We start from the raw sequence: 16,912 nt of genomic DNA on the forward strand, positions 1-16,912 counted from the left end.
AGAGATGTCGCAGGCACAACAGATCAAGGTCTCTGACAAGGCTGAAGCCTTAGTTGAGAATTTGAAGGAGAATAAGGTAATCGGGAGAAAAGAGATCAAGATAAAGGTTTACCACATAGGTAGTCCAACTCCCTCTAGGGCTGATATAAGGAAAGCCATTTCAAGTTTCATAGGGGCCAAGGAGGATTTGGTGGTTATTAGGAAAATAAATACTGGTTATGGAGCCGGAATAAGTGAGGCTACTATACACGTATACTCCGAGAAGGACGTACTAAGTAAATTTGAGCCAGCTCATCTAGTTAATAGAGGCAATAAAGCCAAGACTCAAGGTGAGGCCAGTGGCTAAGGGAGAACAGAAGGCATCAGCTAGGTTATATTACGAGATTGTGGATGGGAAAATAAAGCTGAAGAACAAGAAGTGCCCAAAGTGTGGAAGTGTCATGGCTCACCACATGAAGCCAAGGGAAAGATGGTCATGTGGTAGGTGCGGATATACTGAATTTGCGGGTAAATCTAAGGCATGATAGTTTTAGGTATTGAGTCAACAGCTCACACTTTTGGAGTAGGCGTTGCGCAGGATCAAGTTCCCTTTATTCTAGCTAACGAGAGGCACACGTTTGTACCTCAAACTGGAGGGATGAAGCCAAGCGAAGCAGCGAGGCATCATACCTTAGTGGCTCATGAAATTCTAAGAGGAGCGTTAGATCGAGCAAGAATATCAATTAGGGACGTGGATGGAATAGCAGTAGCTCTTGGACCTGGTATGGGTCCAACTCTTCGTGTTGGAGCCGTGGTAGCACGCGCCCTCTCCCTTAGATTTAACAAGAAACTCGTTCCCGTGAACCATGGAATAGGTCACATCGAGATAGGATATCTCACGACTGAGGCTAAGGACCCACTTATCCTCTACCTATCTGGAGGGAACACTATAATCACCACATATTATAGGAGAAGGTTCAGAATATTTGGTGAGACCCTCGACATAGCGCTTGGCAATATGATGGACACTTTCGTTAGAGAGGTAGGTCTCGCTCCGCCTTATATAGTGGATGGTAAACATAAGATAGATATATGCGCTGAGCAAGGCTCCAGTATAATCGATCTACCATATACTGTGAAAGGAGAAGATATGTCATTCTCTGGGTTACTTACTGCCGCCCTTAGGGCAGTTAAGAAGCATAACCTTCACGATGTGTGCTTGAGCCTTAGGGAGATCGCATATGGCATGCTTTTAGAGGCTACAGAGAGAGCACTAGCCCTAACAGAGAAGGGAGAAATCATGATTGTTGGAGGAGTTGCAGCTAGTGGAAGCCTGAGGTCAAAGCTCGAAAAGTTGAGCAATGATTGGGGTGTTGGACTTAAGGTTGTGCCTACGTCTTTTGCAGGAGATAACGGTGCCATGATAGCCTATGCCGGCTTGCTGGCCTTGAAGCATGGGGTTCACATAGACGTGAAAGATTCTACTATTCGACCACGTTGGCGCATAGATGAGGTTGATATTCCATGGAGGGATTAACGCTTATCAAGCGGGGCGCCGAGTCCTTAATTTATCACGGCAGATTTCTGGGCATAGAGGCAATATACAAGGTGAGGGTCTCGAAGAGCTATAGACATCCTCTTTTAGACCGTAGGATAAACATGGAGAGGACGATCTCAGAGGCAAAGATCATGCTATCTGCCCTCACAAGTGGAGTTAATGTGCCTGCCCTCCTTTACGTTGATGTCGATAAATTCACAATAATCATGGAGTTTCTTGAAGGTAAGACCATAAAGGATGCCGTCAACGTCAATGGATTGGAAATATTCAAGGAAATAGGGACAATGACGGGAAAGATGCACTTGAATGAAATCATACACGGGGATCTTACCACAAACAACATGATATTTCATGACGATCAAGTATTTTTCATTGATTTCGGTTTATCTAAAAGATCAAGGGAACTGGAAGATAAGGCTACTGAAGTTCACGTATTCCTCAGATCCCTAGAGAGCGTACATCCTGACATAAAAGACCAAGCCTTCTCCCTCTTTCTTGAAGGATATGACGAGGTAACTGGAATGGGGAAAGAGATAATGGAAAAGGTGGAGGAAATTAGAATGAGAGGTAGATACGTGGATGAAAGGAGAAATAAAGTTAGTAACAGGGAATAATTACAAGTTCATGGAATTTCGGGATCTTGCCAAGGATAAGATATCACTGATCAAGGTTGATGCCCCTAAAATAGAGATACAGGCTGATAGCTTGGAAGAGATAGTCCGATACTCGGCGGTAACATTTTTCTCCCTTTTCAAGTCGCCGTTGATAGTTGAGGATAGTGGATTGTTCGTTGAGGCTTTGAAGGGCTTTCCTGGTCCATACACAAACTATGTAAAAAGGACACTCGATTGTGAAGGGATCCTCAAACTTATGGAAGGGGAAAGTAATAGAAGAGCATTCTTCAAGTCCGTGATAGCATATATAGACCAGGAGAGATTGGCCCTCTTTAAGGGAGAGATATTTGGTAAAATAGCTGAGAATGTGAGGGGGAATAAAGGATTTGGCTTCGATCCGATATTCGTTCCAGATGGATATGGGATTACATTTGGAGAAATGGAGCTAAGCGAGAAGAACGTCATATCCCATAGGGGCAGAGCCTTTTCAAACTTCTTGAAATATTATGAGAGTATCCAGAACTAGACTTCGTGGAATACTCTATACTTCATGCAAGTAGACTATACTTCAAGAAAATTTTCTTCATTTGTAAGCTTGCGTTTCTTTAATACTCTCTTCGTTAAGGTCCCTATAATTCCTCTCGTAATAGTCCATAAGGAAATTCACGTCATCGTTGTTCAAAACAAATTCTGTGGATTTCACAAACTCTTCCAATTCCCTGACCGTAGTGATGTTGGGAATTACTGTTGAAACCCTTTTGTGGGACAGCACGAAACTTAAGGCTAGCTGGCTTAGCGTAACTCCAAGCTTACTAGCGTAGTCCAGTAGACCCTTAGTCCTATCCACTGCAGTATTTATCCATTGCTGACTCTTGAAGTGTCTGTGCAACTTCGGATCGTAGTTCAGGGGCCACTTTGATTCGTTTAGCACGTCAGATGCATGTGGTACCCTAACTATATGGCCCACATCAAACTCTAGAAACCTTAACCCTGGATATAGCTCGATTAGATTGAATATGTGTTCCAGGGCCTCATACCCCATCTCTATGGCCTTCAACCCTTCATCTTCCCAACCCAATGTGGGGCCCAACGCCACCCCAACTGCCCTCGCAATCCCATCTGATTTAAGTGACCTCATAAAATCTAACAGATCCCTCCTGGTTATGTCCTTCATCTTCGGATTATGTATCATGAGAATGTCGACATAGTTAGTTGAGAGTCTTTTCAGCGATCTATCCACAGCGGTCCTGAGATAATCTAGATCGAACCTTTGTCTAGGCCTTTGCGGTGACGAATAGAAATCGTAACCCACCTTAGTTAGGATTACTACCTTGTCCCTCTTAGATCCTAGGGATCTTCCCAGTACCTCCTCTGCCCTTCCGTTGCCATACATATCTGCCGTGTCAAAGAAGTTAATTCCTAGCTCAATAGCGCGCCGAACTATCTCCTGTGCTTTATCTGGTTCACCCCACCAATCTGTAACCAATGTCCACATTCCAATTCCCAGCTCTGAAGTCTTTATGCCAGTATGACCCAAGTCCCTGAGCAACATGTCATACTACCTCTTTTTAACAGGTAGGATTTTATCCTAATAAGGTGATTTCCATTTTATGCAGGTAAGAATGGGTGAAAGGGAATTTGATAAAGTTCTATCTGCCCTAAAGTCCCTTGTTTATGACTACAACACGAAGATAAGGGAGCATGGAGTTTACCTAAAGCCCTTCCATGTGGTGTATAAGAAGGGAAAGAGATATATCTATATAGGGAAATACTGGTACAGATTGGAGAAACTGAATGGAAAACTAAAATGGATATACCTTGGTAAAACAAAACCCGTGGAGCAACTTCCTGATCCTCCCTCCATACCTGAAATTACCATAGTGAGGGAGGACTCCGAGTACGTGTTTGATGACTCTCTTTTAAACCAGTTGAAAAGATACAGAGGACTTTAGTTTTTCTGGCATGACCCCAAGTTTCATCCCATTAACCAAGGTAATCAGGTCTTCTGTGTCAAGCTTAATAAGTTCACAAACCCCCATGGCCACTATTGGATTGAACGGTGAACCCATGAAAACTCCTAAAGCCCCAAACCTAGCATTGCTTCTAGCAATATTATTGAAAGACGCTAACGCGTTGTATACTCCGGATAGGTCTAGATTCTTAGAGTAAGTAGTCCTTCTGAGTACATTCAATATATCCTCTGGAGTTTTTGCTGAAGCTAGATCCCTGATATCATCTTCACTCATATGACATGTAGGCCCGAATGCAAGTTTCTGCCTGACTGCCAAGCTAGCGGAGTAATAATCTTTATACCCGCACAAGATACTGTTTGCAGATACTTTCCAATCTCCTTTCAATCCCTCAGTCAATGTGGACATGTAATGAATGAAGAAGTATTCTAGTAGGGAATTGAATTGGGATAAGTCCTTAGGTGATTTAGATTGTGCGAACCCCAAAGCCTGCCCGTATATGGTTCCTTGAAGCGTGGAATTCAGTTCTTCCAGGGTTGAAGGCATTTGATCCAGTTTGGTTTTGAAATAGATCAGCCTAGATGTATCTCCCTTTACCTTGTTCCAGATAGTTGAGACAATATACGTTAGCTCGTCCAGCGTCATTCTGTAGATATATCCCTGTACTATGTCCCTCGCAAGTTTCAATGAATTAGACAAGTTGTAAAGTTCCTGTAACTGATCTAAAGCCCTCTTCTTAAGTAGAAGTTCGGCCTTATCCACAGAATCAGGAGTTTCCTCAAGAATTCCCTTTTCCTTCAAAATCCCAAGAAGTTCCTTCCAATCCCTTGACGAGAAGAGCTCGTTAATAGTCCCTTTAGTCAGAGTTGTCGCCTTGAATAGCCTAGATACGGAGGAAATATAGGCGGAAGTCGAGCTCACTTATAAGCCCCCTCTAAGGCCTTTATGGTCTCCTCGATGGCCTGCTCCAGATTCTTTTCGGCTCTTTGCCTTATCTGGGCTAAAAGTGACTCCTTTTCTTCGTTAAACTTTTTCCTCAAAGCGTCGATAGTTGCCTGTTTCTCGCCTTCTATAGACTTCTCAGCCTCGTCAAGGGTAGCCTCTGCCACTTTCTCCAGCTCAGAGGAGAGACTCTGAGCCTTTAGAATGAGTGCCTTTGCGTTATCTGAGGTGTCATGTTTTGCTTTCTTTACTTCCTCCTCAAACTCCACTATAGCCTTGGTCAAAATGTTAAGCTTAGCCTCGCTCATTACGACTCACTCACCTATTTCAGAACTCCCTTTTATGGATTTTCTACCTGTTATGATAAAACCAGTGTGAGTTACCCCGATACTCCTGGGCCGAGTTGCGTTCTCCTTCACTTGATATTCTCTAAGTATAAGTTCAACAGCTTCTACATCCACAAAGCCGTTCTTTCTCAAGTAGAGAAAAGTCTTCTCTATTTGACTTACTGTGGGAACAAAAACCACCACGGTGCCAGAGGGTTTAAGGGCTTTATAAACATTCTCTGCAGCTAACCATGGATCTGGCATATCAAGGAAAATGGCATCTACGCCAGTCTCCTCAATTTTCTCCCTTACATCTCCCAGTTTAAATACAACCCTATCCACGAGCCCCACTAACTCCAGGTTCTTCTTGGCACGCTCTTGCATATCCTCCCTTATATCATAGGTTATTACTTTCCCGCTGGCTCCTAGGAAATGTGAAAGCGAGATCGTAAGGAAACCGGACCCAGTACCAGCCTCTACCACAGTATCCCCAGGCTTTATCCCCGACTTGAAAATCATGTACCCTATATCTTTAGGATATAGGACCTGAGACGGTCTATGGAGCCCATCATAGATGTAATCTAAACTGGGATACATGAGAAATGCCTTTCCTTTACTAATCTCGACGTAGTCTCCATACTCTTTACCTATAACACTGTCAAATGATAGTGAACCCCTATCGGTATCAAGTTTCTTTCCCTTTTCTAGCTTTACTAGGTAAACGCGCCTTGGGTCTATCCAAACTACCACTAAGTCTCCTTCCCGTAAAACCACGATGGTTAGAGAGGACTATTGCGTAAAAAATCTTGTCTTGTCAGAATTGGTGTCTCAAGTCACCAATCATGAATACCAGCCTTCATCATCAATCTTTAATCCATAACTCCTTTCTAATAAAGTCCCCTATAGCGGCCCTTATTACCTCACTCCTCGTCTCATATCTACCCGTATTTACTAACTCATCCATAGCTTCTAGAAATTGTTCTGGCAGTTTTACCGTAATTATTTTCATTTGACCTCGATATAGATCATAACCTCGCGTTTTCTTTTAAGGGTTTGTGCCTATAGGCGAAGCCTGCTCCCAAAGATGGTTGAAATACACCTGGGCTATGTCCACAAGATATCTGTGATTGGAAATTATACCTGACAAGCTTTCATGGGATTTGATCACAAGCAAAACCGATGAGGAGGTAACTATCCCACTCCCGAACATATTATCCAGGACCTTTAGCTGGATGCTTACCTTTTCAGGTATTTTAATCCCCCTTTGAATTATAACCCTTACTTCGGAGGTGAAGGATTTTCCATTAATTATCTGATAAACCTCGTCATCCAGCAGTTCTTGAGATGAAATAGCTATCAGATACTGCTTGCTGGGCTCGTTGAGGACGTCGATTAATGTCTTCTTCAGATTGGCTGATGGAACCACGACTACGGTATAGGCCGAAGAGGAATCTATCATAGTGGAGAGAGGTTCAATAAACTCTCTTTCAAACTGAGAAACCCTCAGTTCAAGTAATTTCTTGATATTAGACCATAGATCCCTTAGTGAGACAGCCTCGTACCTAACTGGTCTCTTTCCTACCTTTTTTATCCAACCCCTCTCCTCGAGCCTGTTTAAAATAGAGTAAATCTTTGTATAGGAAATATTTAACTTATCTGAAAGGTCCCTAGCACTACTCTGTCCCTCAAGGAGAAGGGTAGAGTAAATTTTCAATTCGCTTCTAGAGATGCCCAAGATCGATGCAAATCGGCTAACCCTAGATAGGAGATCGTCCAGTAGATCCTGATCCATTAAAGATTATTATCCCTGTCTCCATTAATGAATAAAACGGGTGAATGGATTGGGTGGAGCCTCAAAAAAGCCTATTAGTAATATCGAGAAGAGAATAAAGAAGGAAGCTGAAGCTCAGCAGAAGAAGGAGAAGAAAAAGGTAAGCAAAACAGGGAACGAAGTTATCTCCAAGAACATCACCATAAGCGACGAGATGATAAAGAGAGTACAAGAGGAGATAAAGAAGGAGAAGATAATTACACCTTACACGTTAGCGACGAAGGCCAACATAACACTTAGCGTGGCAAAGAGGATACTGAAGGATCTGAACGAGCAAGGAACCATAAAGGAAGCTTTCAGAAATAGAAGAACGGCTATTTACGTAGCTGCATGATCCTTAATTGGTTGAACGTTATTTGCAGTCTTAGCTCTTTTTACACTCTTACATAACCCAGTTATAATCGATTCTAGGTCGCCCGCCTTTGACATTAAGTTATCATGGTTCGTGGTTATCATCGTACTTTCCACCAGCACAATGGAGTCCTCCTCATTGGCCTCCTTATAAATCAGGGAGTCAGGAGTGGTAATAAAAGTAGGTGAATAGCCCACTATATCTCCCTCCTCGTTCTCTATTATCTCCCCATTAATTAGATATGACATATCGTTCTCCAATGTCCTTGCTATGGCCAAATGTTTCACAGAGTCTTGCTTTCTTGGATAGGCCTTCATTGTTCCTATAACTGCCTGCGAACCCCCAAAGTAGAGAAGCCTGTTTATCTCAGGCGACATAAGATCATCCTCTGCTATAAGGCCATACTTCTTGTCGAGGAGTACGTGCATTGGTTCCTTACCATTAGATATTCCCAACCTGATATCCTTCTCTGATGACGCTACCTTCCTATATTTACCAATTATTTCACCATCAGGAGATATAACAAGTGTTGTCAAAAATACCTTAGGACCTGCCTGTTCCAATAAAGGACCAGCTATCACATGCACCTGTCCTTCCATAGCCAATTTTATTACGATTTCTGAAGTATTACCTGGTATCTTCTCGGCCAAGTTCTTCACAACACTTCTCATCTTCTTCTCGTTATCATATACCTCAAATCCATTGCCCACAGGAAAGAGAGAAGGTAAAACCACAAGCTTTGCTCCTCTTTCCTTTGCAGTCTTAACCAGCCTTTTCGCTTTCTCTATATTATGCTTCTTTGCCATTTCCTTGAGCTTTAAGTGTGTGAGCGAGATCAGCATAATTATTTCACCTTATGTCCTGTATTTCGTTGTACAATTGCTTTAATACTTGCCTATAATCCTCCTTCCCTTCCTCAATGAGATCCATTCTTTCAAGGAGTGATCTTGTTCTGTCCTCTGAGACGAAATTAGAATACCTAGAGTTCAGGAATTCATAAACGTGCTGACCTAACTTAGAGGGTATCAGTCTCTTCACCTTCATGGTCTCAAAGACGTAACCTCTTTTTAGGAGAGTAGAGATAATAAATGCGTAAGTGCTGGGTCTCCCAATTTTTCTTTGCTTCATCAAGGATACTAATTCACCCTGAGTATAAAGTGCATGATCGCTTTTCTGGAAGGAGCTCGTTATAACTGCGTCAATTTCTGCTGGAAGTTTATCCTTAATTTGTGTAAGGAGAGTTTCCCCAATAGATCTGAAAGGAATGTAGAGGATCTCGGAAGGAATTGGAACATCCTTGGAAAGTCTGACATTGGTCACAATTTCAAGGGTATCACTCTCTAATTTCAAAGTCTCATCACCCTTTTTAGCGGATATCTGCAATATTTCCTTCTCTACGACTAGTGGAACAAGTTGGCTTGATAGGAATCTCCTGAATATCATGTCATATAATCTGTAATGGTTATAAGTAAGGCGTTTCGATGGCTCTATTTCACCTTGCTCTACCATGGCCCTCAACTGTTCCCCGTTTAAAGGTCTTGTCGGTCTTATCGCCTCATGTGCTCCCCCCTCTCCCCAACTCCTGGGTACAAATATCTCCCTATACCTTTCACCCAAGAGATCCTTGAGATAGGACTCAGCAATACCTATACCTACATTGGATATCCTAGTGCTGTCTGTTCTATGATATGTTATGAGACCGTTCTCGAAGAGATCTTGGGCTATACGCATGGCCTCTTGGGCAGAAATGAAGAAGAACCCAGAAGCGTCAGATAAATAGGTATCAGTAGTATAGGCCGGAAATGGACCTAGAGTATCCTGTTTTCTCTCAGCTGATTGGATTACTATCTTTATTTTGGAATTTTTCCTTATACCCTGTTGCTTAGGTATGAGAATGTTAAGGTTACCAGCCTTTGCCACATACATTGTCCTCTTTGTTCTGAGATACTCCTCATACCTGGAAATGACCCAACCTAAAACGGGTGTTTGAACCCTGCCTGCGCTGAGGTTCCTATTCTCAGTATCACAGTCCTTATTACCCAACGTCTTGGTACAATACTCTTTCCAAAATTCCTCTTTGAGTTTATTTGACAATTTGAAACCTATCCACCTGTCTTCTATTCTCCTGACCAACTGGGAACGTAACATGTTGATAGAGAAAGTTCTGGGCGAGTTCAACGCCTCAGTTATGGCCCTTCTGGTCACCTCATGAAACTCGGCCCTAAATATATTCGAGTTGAAGGGCTTAAGGTTAAGGTATAGATCCCATGCAATCTTCTCTCCTTCCACATCTGGATCTGTTCCTATGAGAACTTCGTCGGCTTCAAGCACTAGCCTTCTTAGAACATTTATGGCCGATCTCTTATCTCTCACGTTAGTTGACATACAGATTGGACATTTACCTCCCTCAGCGTATTCGGTGAATTGATGACCATTTTCACATCGCTTCAATGTGTTATAGAAGGGAATAACATTAACATCCCCGTTACTTTTTACTTCAACTCCGTAGACTCCAAGATCCTTCGTGGTAAGGTCATATACATGACCACCGCTTGAAGTTACCATCAATATCTTATCCCCAATTACAGTTTCATATACACGTAATCCATCAAAATCCCTTATACTTGGCCTGGAAAAGAAATTGGAAATAGTTTTGGCCTTATTCGGAGATTCAACAATTAATAACACGGTCTTAATTTTCTCCATTGGCATGGAAATTGGCTCTATCTTCCTTCTTCTTATGATCTCTGCCCTCTCCTTATCTATCTGCTTCACTATTTCCTGAAGATCTCTATCTCCAATTTTTTGACTATCTAGGTCCAAGGGATTCCACTTCATGTCATCCAGAATAAAGGATAGCTTCTTTTTCAAGAGATCAAAGAGGATCATATCATCCACAAGAAGAACAGATAAGCCTGTAGTTAGGTGTCCCCCATAAAGTCTTGATGTTCTCCCGCTGGCTTGTATATAGGTAAGATAATCTGGAATAGAAATATAATCTCCGGAAAATGAAATATCGCCAAACTTGGATATGGCCTCAACAATCCTTTTGTCCTTCAGATAAGTATTTACTATCTCATATGCCCTTATCATGGTTCTATCCTCTAAAGCTCCGTCCTTAACTGCCTTAGCTAACATGGCTAAAGCCGCAGTTGAGGTCCTCCTTAGTCTATATTTCACGAATCTGAGGATCCTAGTTATCTCAGGGTCCTTAAGAACAACAGAAAGTAGGGTAAGTATTCTCAACATAGCCAGCGGATGCATTGTCTCTCCAAGTTTGAATCTGAACTTAGGTATCCCAGCGAAGATAGCATATCTAACTCTCCAGGGAATATCTATTCCCCTGACTAGGAGTCCATAATGGGTAGCTACCCCAATTAATACATCAATTGAGCCCTGTTCGAATTCTTCTAATTTCTTGGTGGTATTGGAAGAAACCACAGAAGCCTTGAGGAAATCAATCTTCTGAGATATTTCTCTGGCGAAGTTTAAGCCTTTATCCACTGGGACAAAGACCAGGCCCCCAGGCCCTAATCTTTTTACCAATTCGACTGTTTGAGACACTATGTCCGTTCCTATGATATATGAATCTATAACGTTCCGGAGATAGATTGTTGCACCGCCGGGCTTGAACCCCATTAGGGAAGTGAAAACCGGGTTACTTCTTGTAATTGTTGCAGACGAAAATATAGCTACCCTGTCCTTGGCGAATCTTTCTCGAATTTTTCTTATCTCATCAAATGATGAAGTATTATCTCTAGATGTCTTCAATAACTCCCTTACCTTTGTTACATTTTCGTCGCTGAAGCCCATCAATTTCAGGATAGTGAGCGAACTCTTGCCCGACTTTAGAACTGCATCAACATCGTCAACAAACAGATACTTATAATTGATCTTGTTTATCTCATCCAGATGCTGAATTACGTAACGTGAGGTAGAGATAAAAATATCAAAATCCTCCTCGGCCAACGATTTACTCAATTCATCCTTTTTAGATTGGGTTAGTCCACTTACGTAATATACTAATCTAGGAGTGAAGTCCAGAGACTTTCCCATTTCCTGAATCTTTTGGACCACTTGGGAAACCAAAGTCCTTGTTGGAAAAATCATCAAAGACTTCTCTGACCTTGAGGCGTAATACAATGACATGACTATGCCAAATGTAGTTTTCCCAAGTCCCGGAGGAGCAATTATGGGAAAGCTCTCACCTCGGAGTGCCCTAATAATCCAAGATCGCTGAGGGCCCAACGGTTCTGAGCCAATCACGCGTTTGAATAGATCTATTACCTTTCTCTCCTCTTCAAGGATGTTCTTCTCTCTCAATAGTGATTTTATGGTGCCTGCATTTTGTAGTATTTCAACCAGTTGTTGCAAACTCCCTATATCAATTTCCTCTCCCAAACACCTTTCACATACACTCCCTTTCCCTAGGCGAACTGACGTTATGTCAGAACCACAATTGGGGCAAGAGCCCATATACACTACGTCTGGAAGTCGTTCATCAGCATTCATTATCTACCATGTCAAAAAGACTTATTTAAATGGTTATACTAGATTCAGATATGTCGTCGAATCTGAGATTGAGAATATTGGAGGCGAGACAGAAGGACGTGGGTCGTAAGATAGCGCGAATGACGGAGCATACTATGAGAAGACTAGGAATTGAAACAGGGGACTACATTGAGCTTACAGGGCCTAGTGGCACCGCCCTGTTGCAGGCGATGCCGGCTTATGATATAAGCGACGGTGAAATAAGAGTAGACGGTTACGTTAGAAAGACCATAGGAGTTTCCATTGGAGACGAAGTGACAGTAAAGAAGGCTAAGGTGGATCCAGCCACAAAAGTTACTCTTGCTCCAACACAGCCTATTCGGTTTGATCAGACATTTGTAGATTATGTAAAGGAATACTTAATGTATAAGCCCCTTATCAAGGGAGAGACAATCTCAATTCCCATCTACACCGGTACAATAGATCTAGTCGTATCCAACACACAACCCAGCAACTATGTCTTTGTTACTAATAGTACAGAGATTACGATAAAGGAGGAACCAGTTAGGGAAGCCCAGGTGTATCCGAGAGTAACATGGGAGGACATTGGAGACCTAGACGAGGTTAAGGAGAAGTTAAGGGAGATGATAGAGCTTCCTATGAAACACCCAGAGTTATTTCAACACCTAGGCATAGAACCACCTAAGGGTGTGCTACTTTATGGACCTCCTGGAGTTGGGAAAACCTTACTTGCTAGAGCCTTGGCCAACGAGATAGGCGCTTACTTTGTCACTATTAACGGACCGGAAATAATGAGTAAATTCTATGGTGAAAGTGAGCAGAGACTTAGGGAGATCTTTGATGACGCCGACAAAAATGCACCTTCAATAATCTTCATCGACGAAATAGACGCCATTGCCCCGAAGAGAGAAGAGGTTACTGGAGAAGTTGAGAAGAGGGTGGTCTCACAATTACTAACGCTCATGGACGGAATAAAGGGACGCGGGAGAATTGTGGTCATAGGGGCTACAAATAGGCCAGATGCTGTGGATCAAGCGCTTAGAAGACCTGGTAGATTTGATAGGGAAATAGAGATTAGGCCCCCAGACACTAAGGCTAGAAAGGAAATACTTCAGGTTCACACCAGGAATATGCCCTTAGCTGATGACGTAAACTTGGACGTAATTGCAGAGATGACCAACGGTTACACGGGAGCGGATATAGCAGCGTTAGCCAAGGAGGCTGCCATGCATGCCCTGAGGAGATTCATCAACACGGGAGACAGAAAGAAACTACTGGAGCAAGAAAGGCTGTCCCCTGAAGTTCTTAAGGAACTCAAAGTCACCATGGACGACTTCATGAATGCCATGAAATTTGTTCAGCCCACCTTACTTAGGGAAGTATATGTGGAAGTACCAAGGGTTAGATGGTCAGAGATTGGTGGGTTGGAGAACGTAAAACAGCAATTACGAGAAGCAATAGAGTGGCCCATGAGATTTCCAGAGGTTTTCAATAAAGCTGGGATAAGGCCACCCAAGGGTGTACTCCTGTTTGGCCCCCCTGGAACTGGAAAAACCATGCTTGCCAAGGCTGTTGCAACGGAGAGTGGTGCAAACTTCATCGCAGTTAGAGGACCAGAGGTTTTATCCAAGTGGGTTGGGGAGAGCGAGAAGGCCATTAGGGAGATCTTCAAGAGGGCCAGACAGACTGCACCCACTGTGGTGTTCTTTGACGAGATTGATTCAATAGCACCCATGAGAGGAATGGGACATGATAGCGGTGTTACCGAGAGAATGGTTAATCAATTGCTCTCTGAAATGGATGGAATAGTGCCCCTGAGTAAGGTAGTGGTGATTGCGGCAACCAATAGACCCGATATAATAGATCCTGCATTGCTTAGACCTGGAAGATTTGATAGGCTAATTTACGTTCCTCCACCAGACAAGCAGGCTAGATTAGAGATCCTGAAGGTACACACTAAATCCGTGCCCCTTAGTCCAGATGTTAATCTCGAGGCCCTAGCTGAGAAAACCGAGGGCTACACTGGGGCTGATCTAGAGGCGCTTGTTAGAGAGGCTACAATGATATCTTTAAGGGAGATTTACTCTAAGTGTAACACCTCCGCGGAGAAGGAATGCAAGAATGCTAAGGGAGATGGAGCTACCGAGTGCTACAATAGAGTAATTAAATCCTGCATTGATTCCAATGCTCCCAATGTAACCTCAGCTCATTTTGAGGAGGCCATGAAAGTTGTGACGCCCAGCTTGACTAAGGCCCAGATTGAGAGATATGAAAGAATGGCTAAGGAACTGAAGAGGAGTGCCCTAGGATGAAAAAGTATAAGATTCTCCTTGTCATAGGTGATGGGCTAGGTGATAGACAAGTAGCGTCACTAAACGGGAGAACACCCCTAGAGAATGCCGACAAACCCACGATTGCATCCCTTCTTCGATCTTCCTTGGTCGGATTGATGGACCCCATAGGCCCGGGCATAGTGCCTGGTAGTGATACCTCTCATTTGGCTATTTTTGGATTGGATCCAAAAAAATACTATAAGGGAAGAGGTAGTTTTGAGGCTCTCGGCGCAGGAGCTATTCTAACCGAAGGAGATATCGCCTTCAGAGGGAACTTTGCCACCGTAGATTCAAACTTAGTAGTTATAGACAGGAGAGCTGGAAGAAAAATTGAAGAAGCAGAGGATCTGGTTAAGGAACTAAATGATAAGATCCAGGAAATTGACGGGGTCAAGGTTAGATTCTATCATGGGACTGAGCATAGGGTCTCAGTGGTGTTATCAGGGGATAACCTAAGCGACAAGGTATCAGACACCGATCCTCATGAGGTAGGTAAGCGGATATTAAATAGTGAACCTACCGACGATGCCCTGAGTTCAAAAAGGACTGCAAATATAATAAACGCACTCACAAGGAGGATCTACGAAGTTCTTTCTAATTCACAACTAAACGATAAAAGGGTTAGAGAAGGGTTACCGCCAGCTAATATAGTTCTATTGAGAGGTGCATCCATTCATACTGAACTACCGAAACTCAAGGATTATACTGGTCTAAGTGGAGCTGCCGTGTCAGCAACTGCACTAATCAAGGGAGTGTGCAAGTCTCTAGGGATGGAAGTGGTGACACCACCAGGTGCCACTGGTGGAATAGACACGGACTACATGGCGAAAGCCGAAGCTGCAGCCAAATTACTAGAGGACCATGACCTAGTGTTTCTTCATATCAAAGCCACCGATGCTGCCTCTCATGATGGTAAGGTGTCTGAGAAAGTTAAGGCAATAGAAATGATTGATAGATCCATAGGAAGAGTTTTGGATAGATATGGTTCTGAACTTGTAGTTCTTTTCACAGGAGATCATGCTACGCCAGTGGAACTGAGGGAACATTCAGGTGACCCTGTACCACTGATGCTCTATGTTCCAACAAACATCATCCCGGATAACGTGGGGGACTTCAACGAAAGGCAGGCTAGAAAAGGTTCACTCAAGATCACTGGATTAAATATAATAGATTTGCTTTTGAACTTCTCTAACAGGGCTACTAAATACGGAGCATGATTGATGAAGCTCGAAAGGTCGGATAGGTGAAGAACTCGCGCAGGTCTGATTAGCAGAGCTCTGCCGTGAACTTGGAAAAGATGTCCATTACCCTCCATCTTGAGCCTTCCCAATTTTCTAGACAAACCGCCCCAGCATTTGGTTGCCCATAAACAACTAGGTCTCCATTTTTTCCATATAATATGATGGGTATTACCATCATGTCATCCTCGCCGTTAACGAAGAGGGATCTAGGCTCTCTCCCATACATTATCTCCTTTATCTTGGACATGGCGCTAAATCTAAGAATCCCCGCTTCATTGGTAATTACCTCGCTTGATCTCTCTCCGGAAATTGATACGTTTCTCCTCGTCTTTCCATCTACAACTGAAAGGAAAGGTCTTATCCCTGATCTAGTCACTAGGCTTGTTACAACATCTCCCACTGTAATTATCCTTTCGAATTGACCTAGATAGGATAGTAACTTCGCGTTATTTGAGAAAAGAATACCATAAGGTCTGGATAGTTCTGCCCTAACGGTTCTAGGAGGTCTGAAACACAGATCTACTTTACGTTTATAGCGTACCTCCAAGGTTTAGACTCACCTATTGTCTCTGCAAGCTCCGATTTCTCGCTCAGGAGTATAACCATGCCCTCCCACTCATCACTAAACGTTGTGCCGTTGCATATGGGACATTGCTGGACCTCTTTGCTAACCAATGCCTTGCACGACCTACAAGCCTTGAGGGTCTTGGCCGACATCTCAGTTCCTCCTCTCCACCTTTCCTAGACCCATCTGTCTCATGGTCAATCCAATCCTTGGTAGCCTATTGCTAGCAGTGGAGGAAATGGTCATTATTCTAGCCCTAACCATATCCCCCTTTTGAAAAGTCTTTTTTGATTTCTCCCCAATTAAAATTCCCCTAACAGAATCAAATTTGTAATTATCATCCCCGATTTGAGATACATGCACGAGACCGTCCATGGGACCCATGTTTACATATATCCCGTAATTATCTACTTGAGTAATGTCGCCCTCTATAACTTCCTGAATCATGGGCGAGAAAGTCAGGAGCTCAAATTCCACCTCATGATAAGTTGCCCCGTCACCGAATATAATCATCCCCTCTTCATTTACGTCAGCCCTAATAACAGACAGAACTAGACCTAAATCTTTAAATAACCTTTCCTTATATTCATTATTAAGTATCTCAATGGCTGTTTTGTTTAAGGGTTCGCCAAAGAGTTCGGGTGGTATTCTAACAACTCCTCTGGCCTTTACAACTTTAAACATAAAGA

The 16,912-nt window shown here is 43.0% G+C and carries 20 protein-coding genes; 9 read left to right on the forward strand and 11 right to left on the reverse strand.

Annotation, left to right across the window (positions count from 1 at the left end):
- Positions 1-4 precede the first annotated feature (4 nt).
- Genes MSED_RS11370 through MSED_RS11390 form a run of 5 tightly spaced genes read left to right on the forward strand, consistent with a single transcriptional unit; the run spans position 5 to position 2,677 of the window.
- Positions 5-346, forward strand: a complete 342-nt coding sequence (locus tag MSED_RS11370) for a 30S ribosomal protein S24e (protein ID WP_012022147.1) — start codon at positions 5-7, stop codon at positions 344-346.
- A complete protein-coding gene (locus MSED_RS11375) occupies positions 339-524 on the forward strand; it encodes a 30S ribosomal protein S27ae (RefSeq protein WP_012022148.1) in 186 nt (61 codons plus the stop codon). Before MSED_RS11370 ends, MSED_RS11375 begins: the two co-directional genes overlap by 8 nt.
- Positions 521-1,516, forward strand: coding sequence for a KEOPS complex N(6)-L-threonylcarbamoyladenine synthase Kae1 (kae1, locus tag MSED_RS11380; RefSeq protein WP_012022149.1), 996 nt, complete (start codon positions 521-523; stop codon positions 1,514-1,516). The genes MSED_RS11375 and kae1 overlap by 4 nt, the downstream gene beginning before the upstream one ends.
- The gene (locus tag MSED_RS11385) at positions 1,504-2,151 is read left to right on the forward strand and encodes a Kae1-associated kinase Bud32 (protein ID WP_012022150.1); all 648 of its coding nucleotides are present in this window, start codon (positions 1,504-1,506) and stop codon (positions 2,149-2,151) included. The genes kae1 and MSED_RS11385 overlap by 13 nt, the downstream gene beginning before the upstream one ends.
- Positions 2,117-2,677: an XTP/dITP diphosphatase gene (locus MSED_RS11390; protein WP_012022151.1), complete on the forward strand. Its 561-nt coding sequence runs from the start codon at positions 2,117-2,119 to the stop codon at positions 2,675-2,677. Before MSED_RS11385 ends, MSED_RS11390 begins: the two co-directional genes overlap by 35 nt.
- Positions 2,678-2,734: 57 nt before the next feature.
- Here the strand turns inward: MSED_RS11390 and MSED_RS11395 are convergent, their stop codons facing one another.
- Positions 2,735-3,703 carry an aldo/keto reductase gene (locus tag MSED_RS11395; RefSeq protein WP_012022152.1) on the reverse strand — a complete coding sequence of 323 codons (969 nt, stop codon included), beginning with the start codon at positions 3,701-3,703 and terminating at the stop codon, positions 2,735-2,737.
- Between the two features lie 58 nt (positions 3,704-3,761).
- On the opposite strand from MSED_RS11395, the gene MSED_RS11400 reads away from it, so the two are divergent.
- Complete coding sequence (locus MSED_RS11400; RefSeq protein ID WP_012022153.1) at positions 3,762-4,103, forward strand: hypothetical protein; 342 nt, start codon at positions 3,762-3,764, stop codon at positions 4,101-4,103.
- Here MSED_RS11400 and MSED_RS11405 read toward each other — a convergent pair.
- From MSED_RS11405 to MSED_RS11425, 5 genes are all read right to left on the reverse strand, one after another.
- The gene (locus tag MSED_RS11405; protein WP_012022154.1) at positions 4,071-5,042 is read right to left on the reverse strand and encodes a V0D/AC39 family V-type ATPase subunit; all 972 of its coding nucleotides are present in this window, start codon (positions 5,040-5,042) and stop codon (positions 4,071-4,073) included. The two genes, MSED_RS11400 and MSED_RS11405, sit on opposite strands and share 33 nt — an antisense overlap.
- Positions 5,039-5,371: a hypothetical protein gene (locus tag MSED_RS11410; RefSeq protein WP_012022155.1), complete on the reverse strand. Its 333-nt coding sequence runs from the start codon at positions 5,369-5,371 to the stop codon at positions 5,039-5,041. Before MSED_RS11410 ends, MSED_RS11405 begins: the two co-directional genes overlap by 4 nt.
- 6 nt (positions 5,372-5,377) lie before the next feature.
- A complete protein-coding gene (locus MSED_RS11415; RefSeq protein WP_048060200.1) occupies positions 5,378-6,163 on the reverse strand; it encodes a tRNA (adenine-N1)-methyltransferase in 786 nt (261 codons plus the stop codon).
- A gap of 88 nt (positions 6,164-6,251) precedes the next feature.
- On the reverse strand, positions 6,252-6,398 hold the full coding sequence (locus MSED_RS11420) for a ribbon-helix-helix domain-containing protein (protein WP_012022157.1): 147 nt from the start codon (positions 6,396-6,398) through the stop codon (positions 6,252-6,254).
- A 36-nt stretch (positions 6,399-6,434) separates the two neighbouring features.
- Positions 6,435-7,181, reverse strand: coding sequence for a TrmB family transcriptional regulator (locus MSED_RS11425; protein ID WP_012022158.1), 747 nt, complete (start codon positions 7,179-7,181; stop codon positions 6,435-6,437).
- Between the two features lie 49 nt (positions 7,182-7,230).
- Between MSED_RS11425 and MSED_RS11430 the strand changes: the two genes are divergently transcribed.
- Positions 7,231-7,554, forward strand: coding sequence for a 30S ribosomal protein S25e (locus MSED_RS11430; protein WP_012022159.1), 324 nt, complete (start codon positions 7,231-7,233; stop codon positions 7,552-7,554).
- On the opposite strand, the gene MSED_RS11435 is transcribed toward MSED_RS11430, so the two are convergent.
- Positions 7,539-8,414, reverse strand: coding sequence for a carbon-nitrogen hydrolase family protein (locus MSED_RS11435; RefSeq protein ID WP_012022160.1), 876 nt, complete (start codon positions 8,412-8,414; stop codon positions 7,539-7,541). The two genes, MSED_RS11430 and MSED_RS11435, sit on opposite strands and share 16 nt — an antisense overlap.
- A 7-nt stretch (positions 8,415-8,421) precedes the next feature.
- Positions 8,422-12,084, reverse strand: coding sequence for a reverse gyrase (gene rgy, locus MSED_RS11440; RefSeq protein ID WP_012022161.1), 3,663 nt, complete (start codon positions 12,082-12,084; stop codon positions 8,422-8,424).
- 50 nt (positions 12,085-12,134) lie between these two features.
- Between rgy and MSED_RS11445 the strand changes: the two genes are divergently transcribed.
- The gene (locus MSED_RS11445; RefSeq protein ID WP_048060201.1) at positions 12,135-14,396 is read left to right on the forward strand and encodes a CDC48 family AAA ATPase; all 2,262 of its coding nucleotides are present in this window, start codon (positions 12,135-12,137) and stop codon (positions 14,394-14,396) included.
- On the forward strand, positions 14,393-15,634 hold the full coding sequence (locus tag MSED_RS11450; protein WP_012022163.1) for a 2,3-bisphosphoglycerate-independent phosphoglycerate mutase: 1,242 nt from the start codon (positions 14,393-14,395) through the stop codon (positions 15,632-15,634). The genes MSED_RS11445 and MSED_RS11450 overlap by 4 nt, the downstream gene beginning before the upstream one ends.
- 49 nt (positions 15,635-15,683) lie before the next feature.
- Here the strand turns inward: MSED_RS11450 and MSED_RS11455 are convergent, their stop codons facing one another.
- Genes MSED_RS11455 through MSED_RS11460 form a run of 3 tightly spaced genes read right to left on the reverse strand, consistent with a single transcriptional unit; the run spans position 15,684 to position 16,907 of the window.
- Positions 15,684-16,205, reverse strand: a complete 522-nt coding sequence (locus tag MSED_RS11455) for a GTP-dependent dephospho-CoA kinase family protein (protein ID WP_012022164.1) — start codon at positions 16,203-16,205, stop codon at positions 15,684-15,686.
- Positions 16,178-16,375 (reverse strand): transcription elongation factor subunit Spt4, encoded by a 198-nt coding sequence (spt4, locus tag MSED_RS12105; RefSeq protein WP_012022165.1) that lies wholly within the window; start codon positions 16,373-16,375, stop codon positions 16,178-16,180. Before spt4 ends, MSED_RS11455 begins: the two co-directional genes overlap by 28 nt.
- Before the next feature lies 1 nt (position 16,376).
- Positions 16,377-16,907, reverse strand: coding sequence for a DNA-directed RNA polymerase (locus MSED_RS11460; RefSeq protein WP_012022166.1), 531 nt, complete (start codon positions 16,905-16,907; stop codon positions 16,377-16,379).
- Positions 16,908-16,912 lie beyond the last annotated feature (5 nt).

Source organism: Metallosphaera sedula DSM 5348, assembly GCF_000016605.1.
Classification (GTDB): Archaea; Thermoproteota; Thermoprotei_A; order Sulfolobales; family Sulfolobaceae; genus Metallosphaera; species Metallosphaera sedula.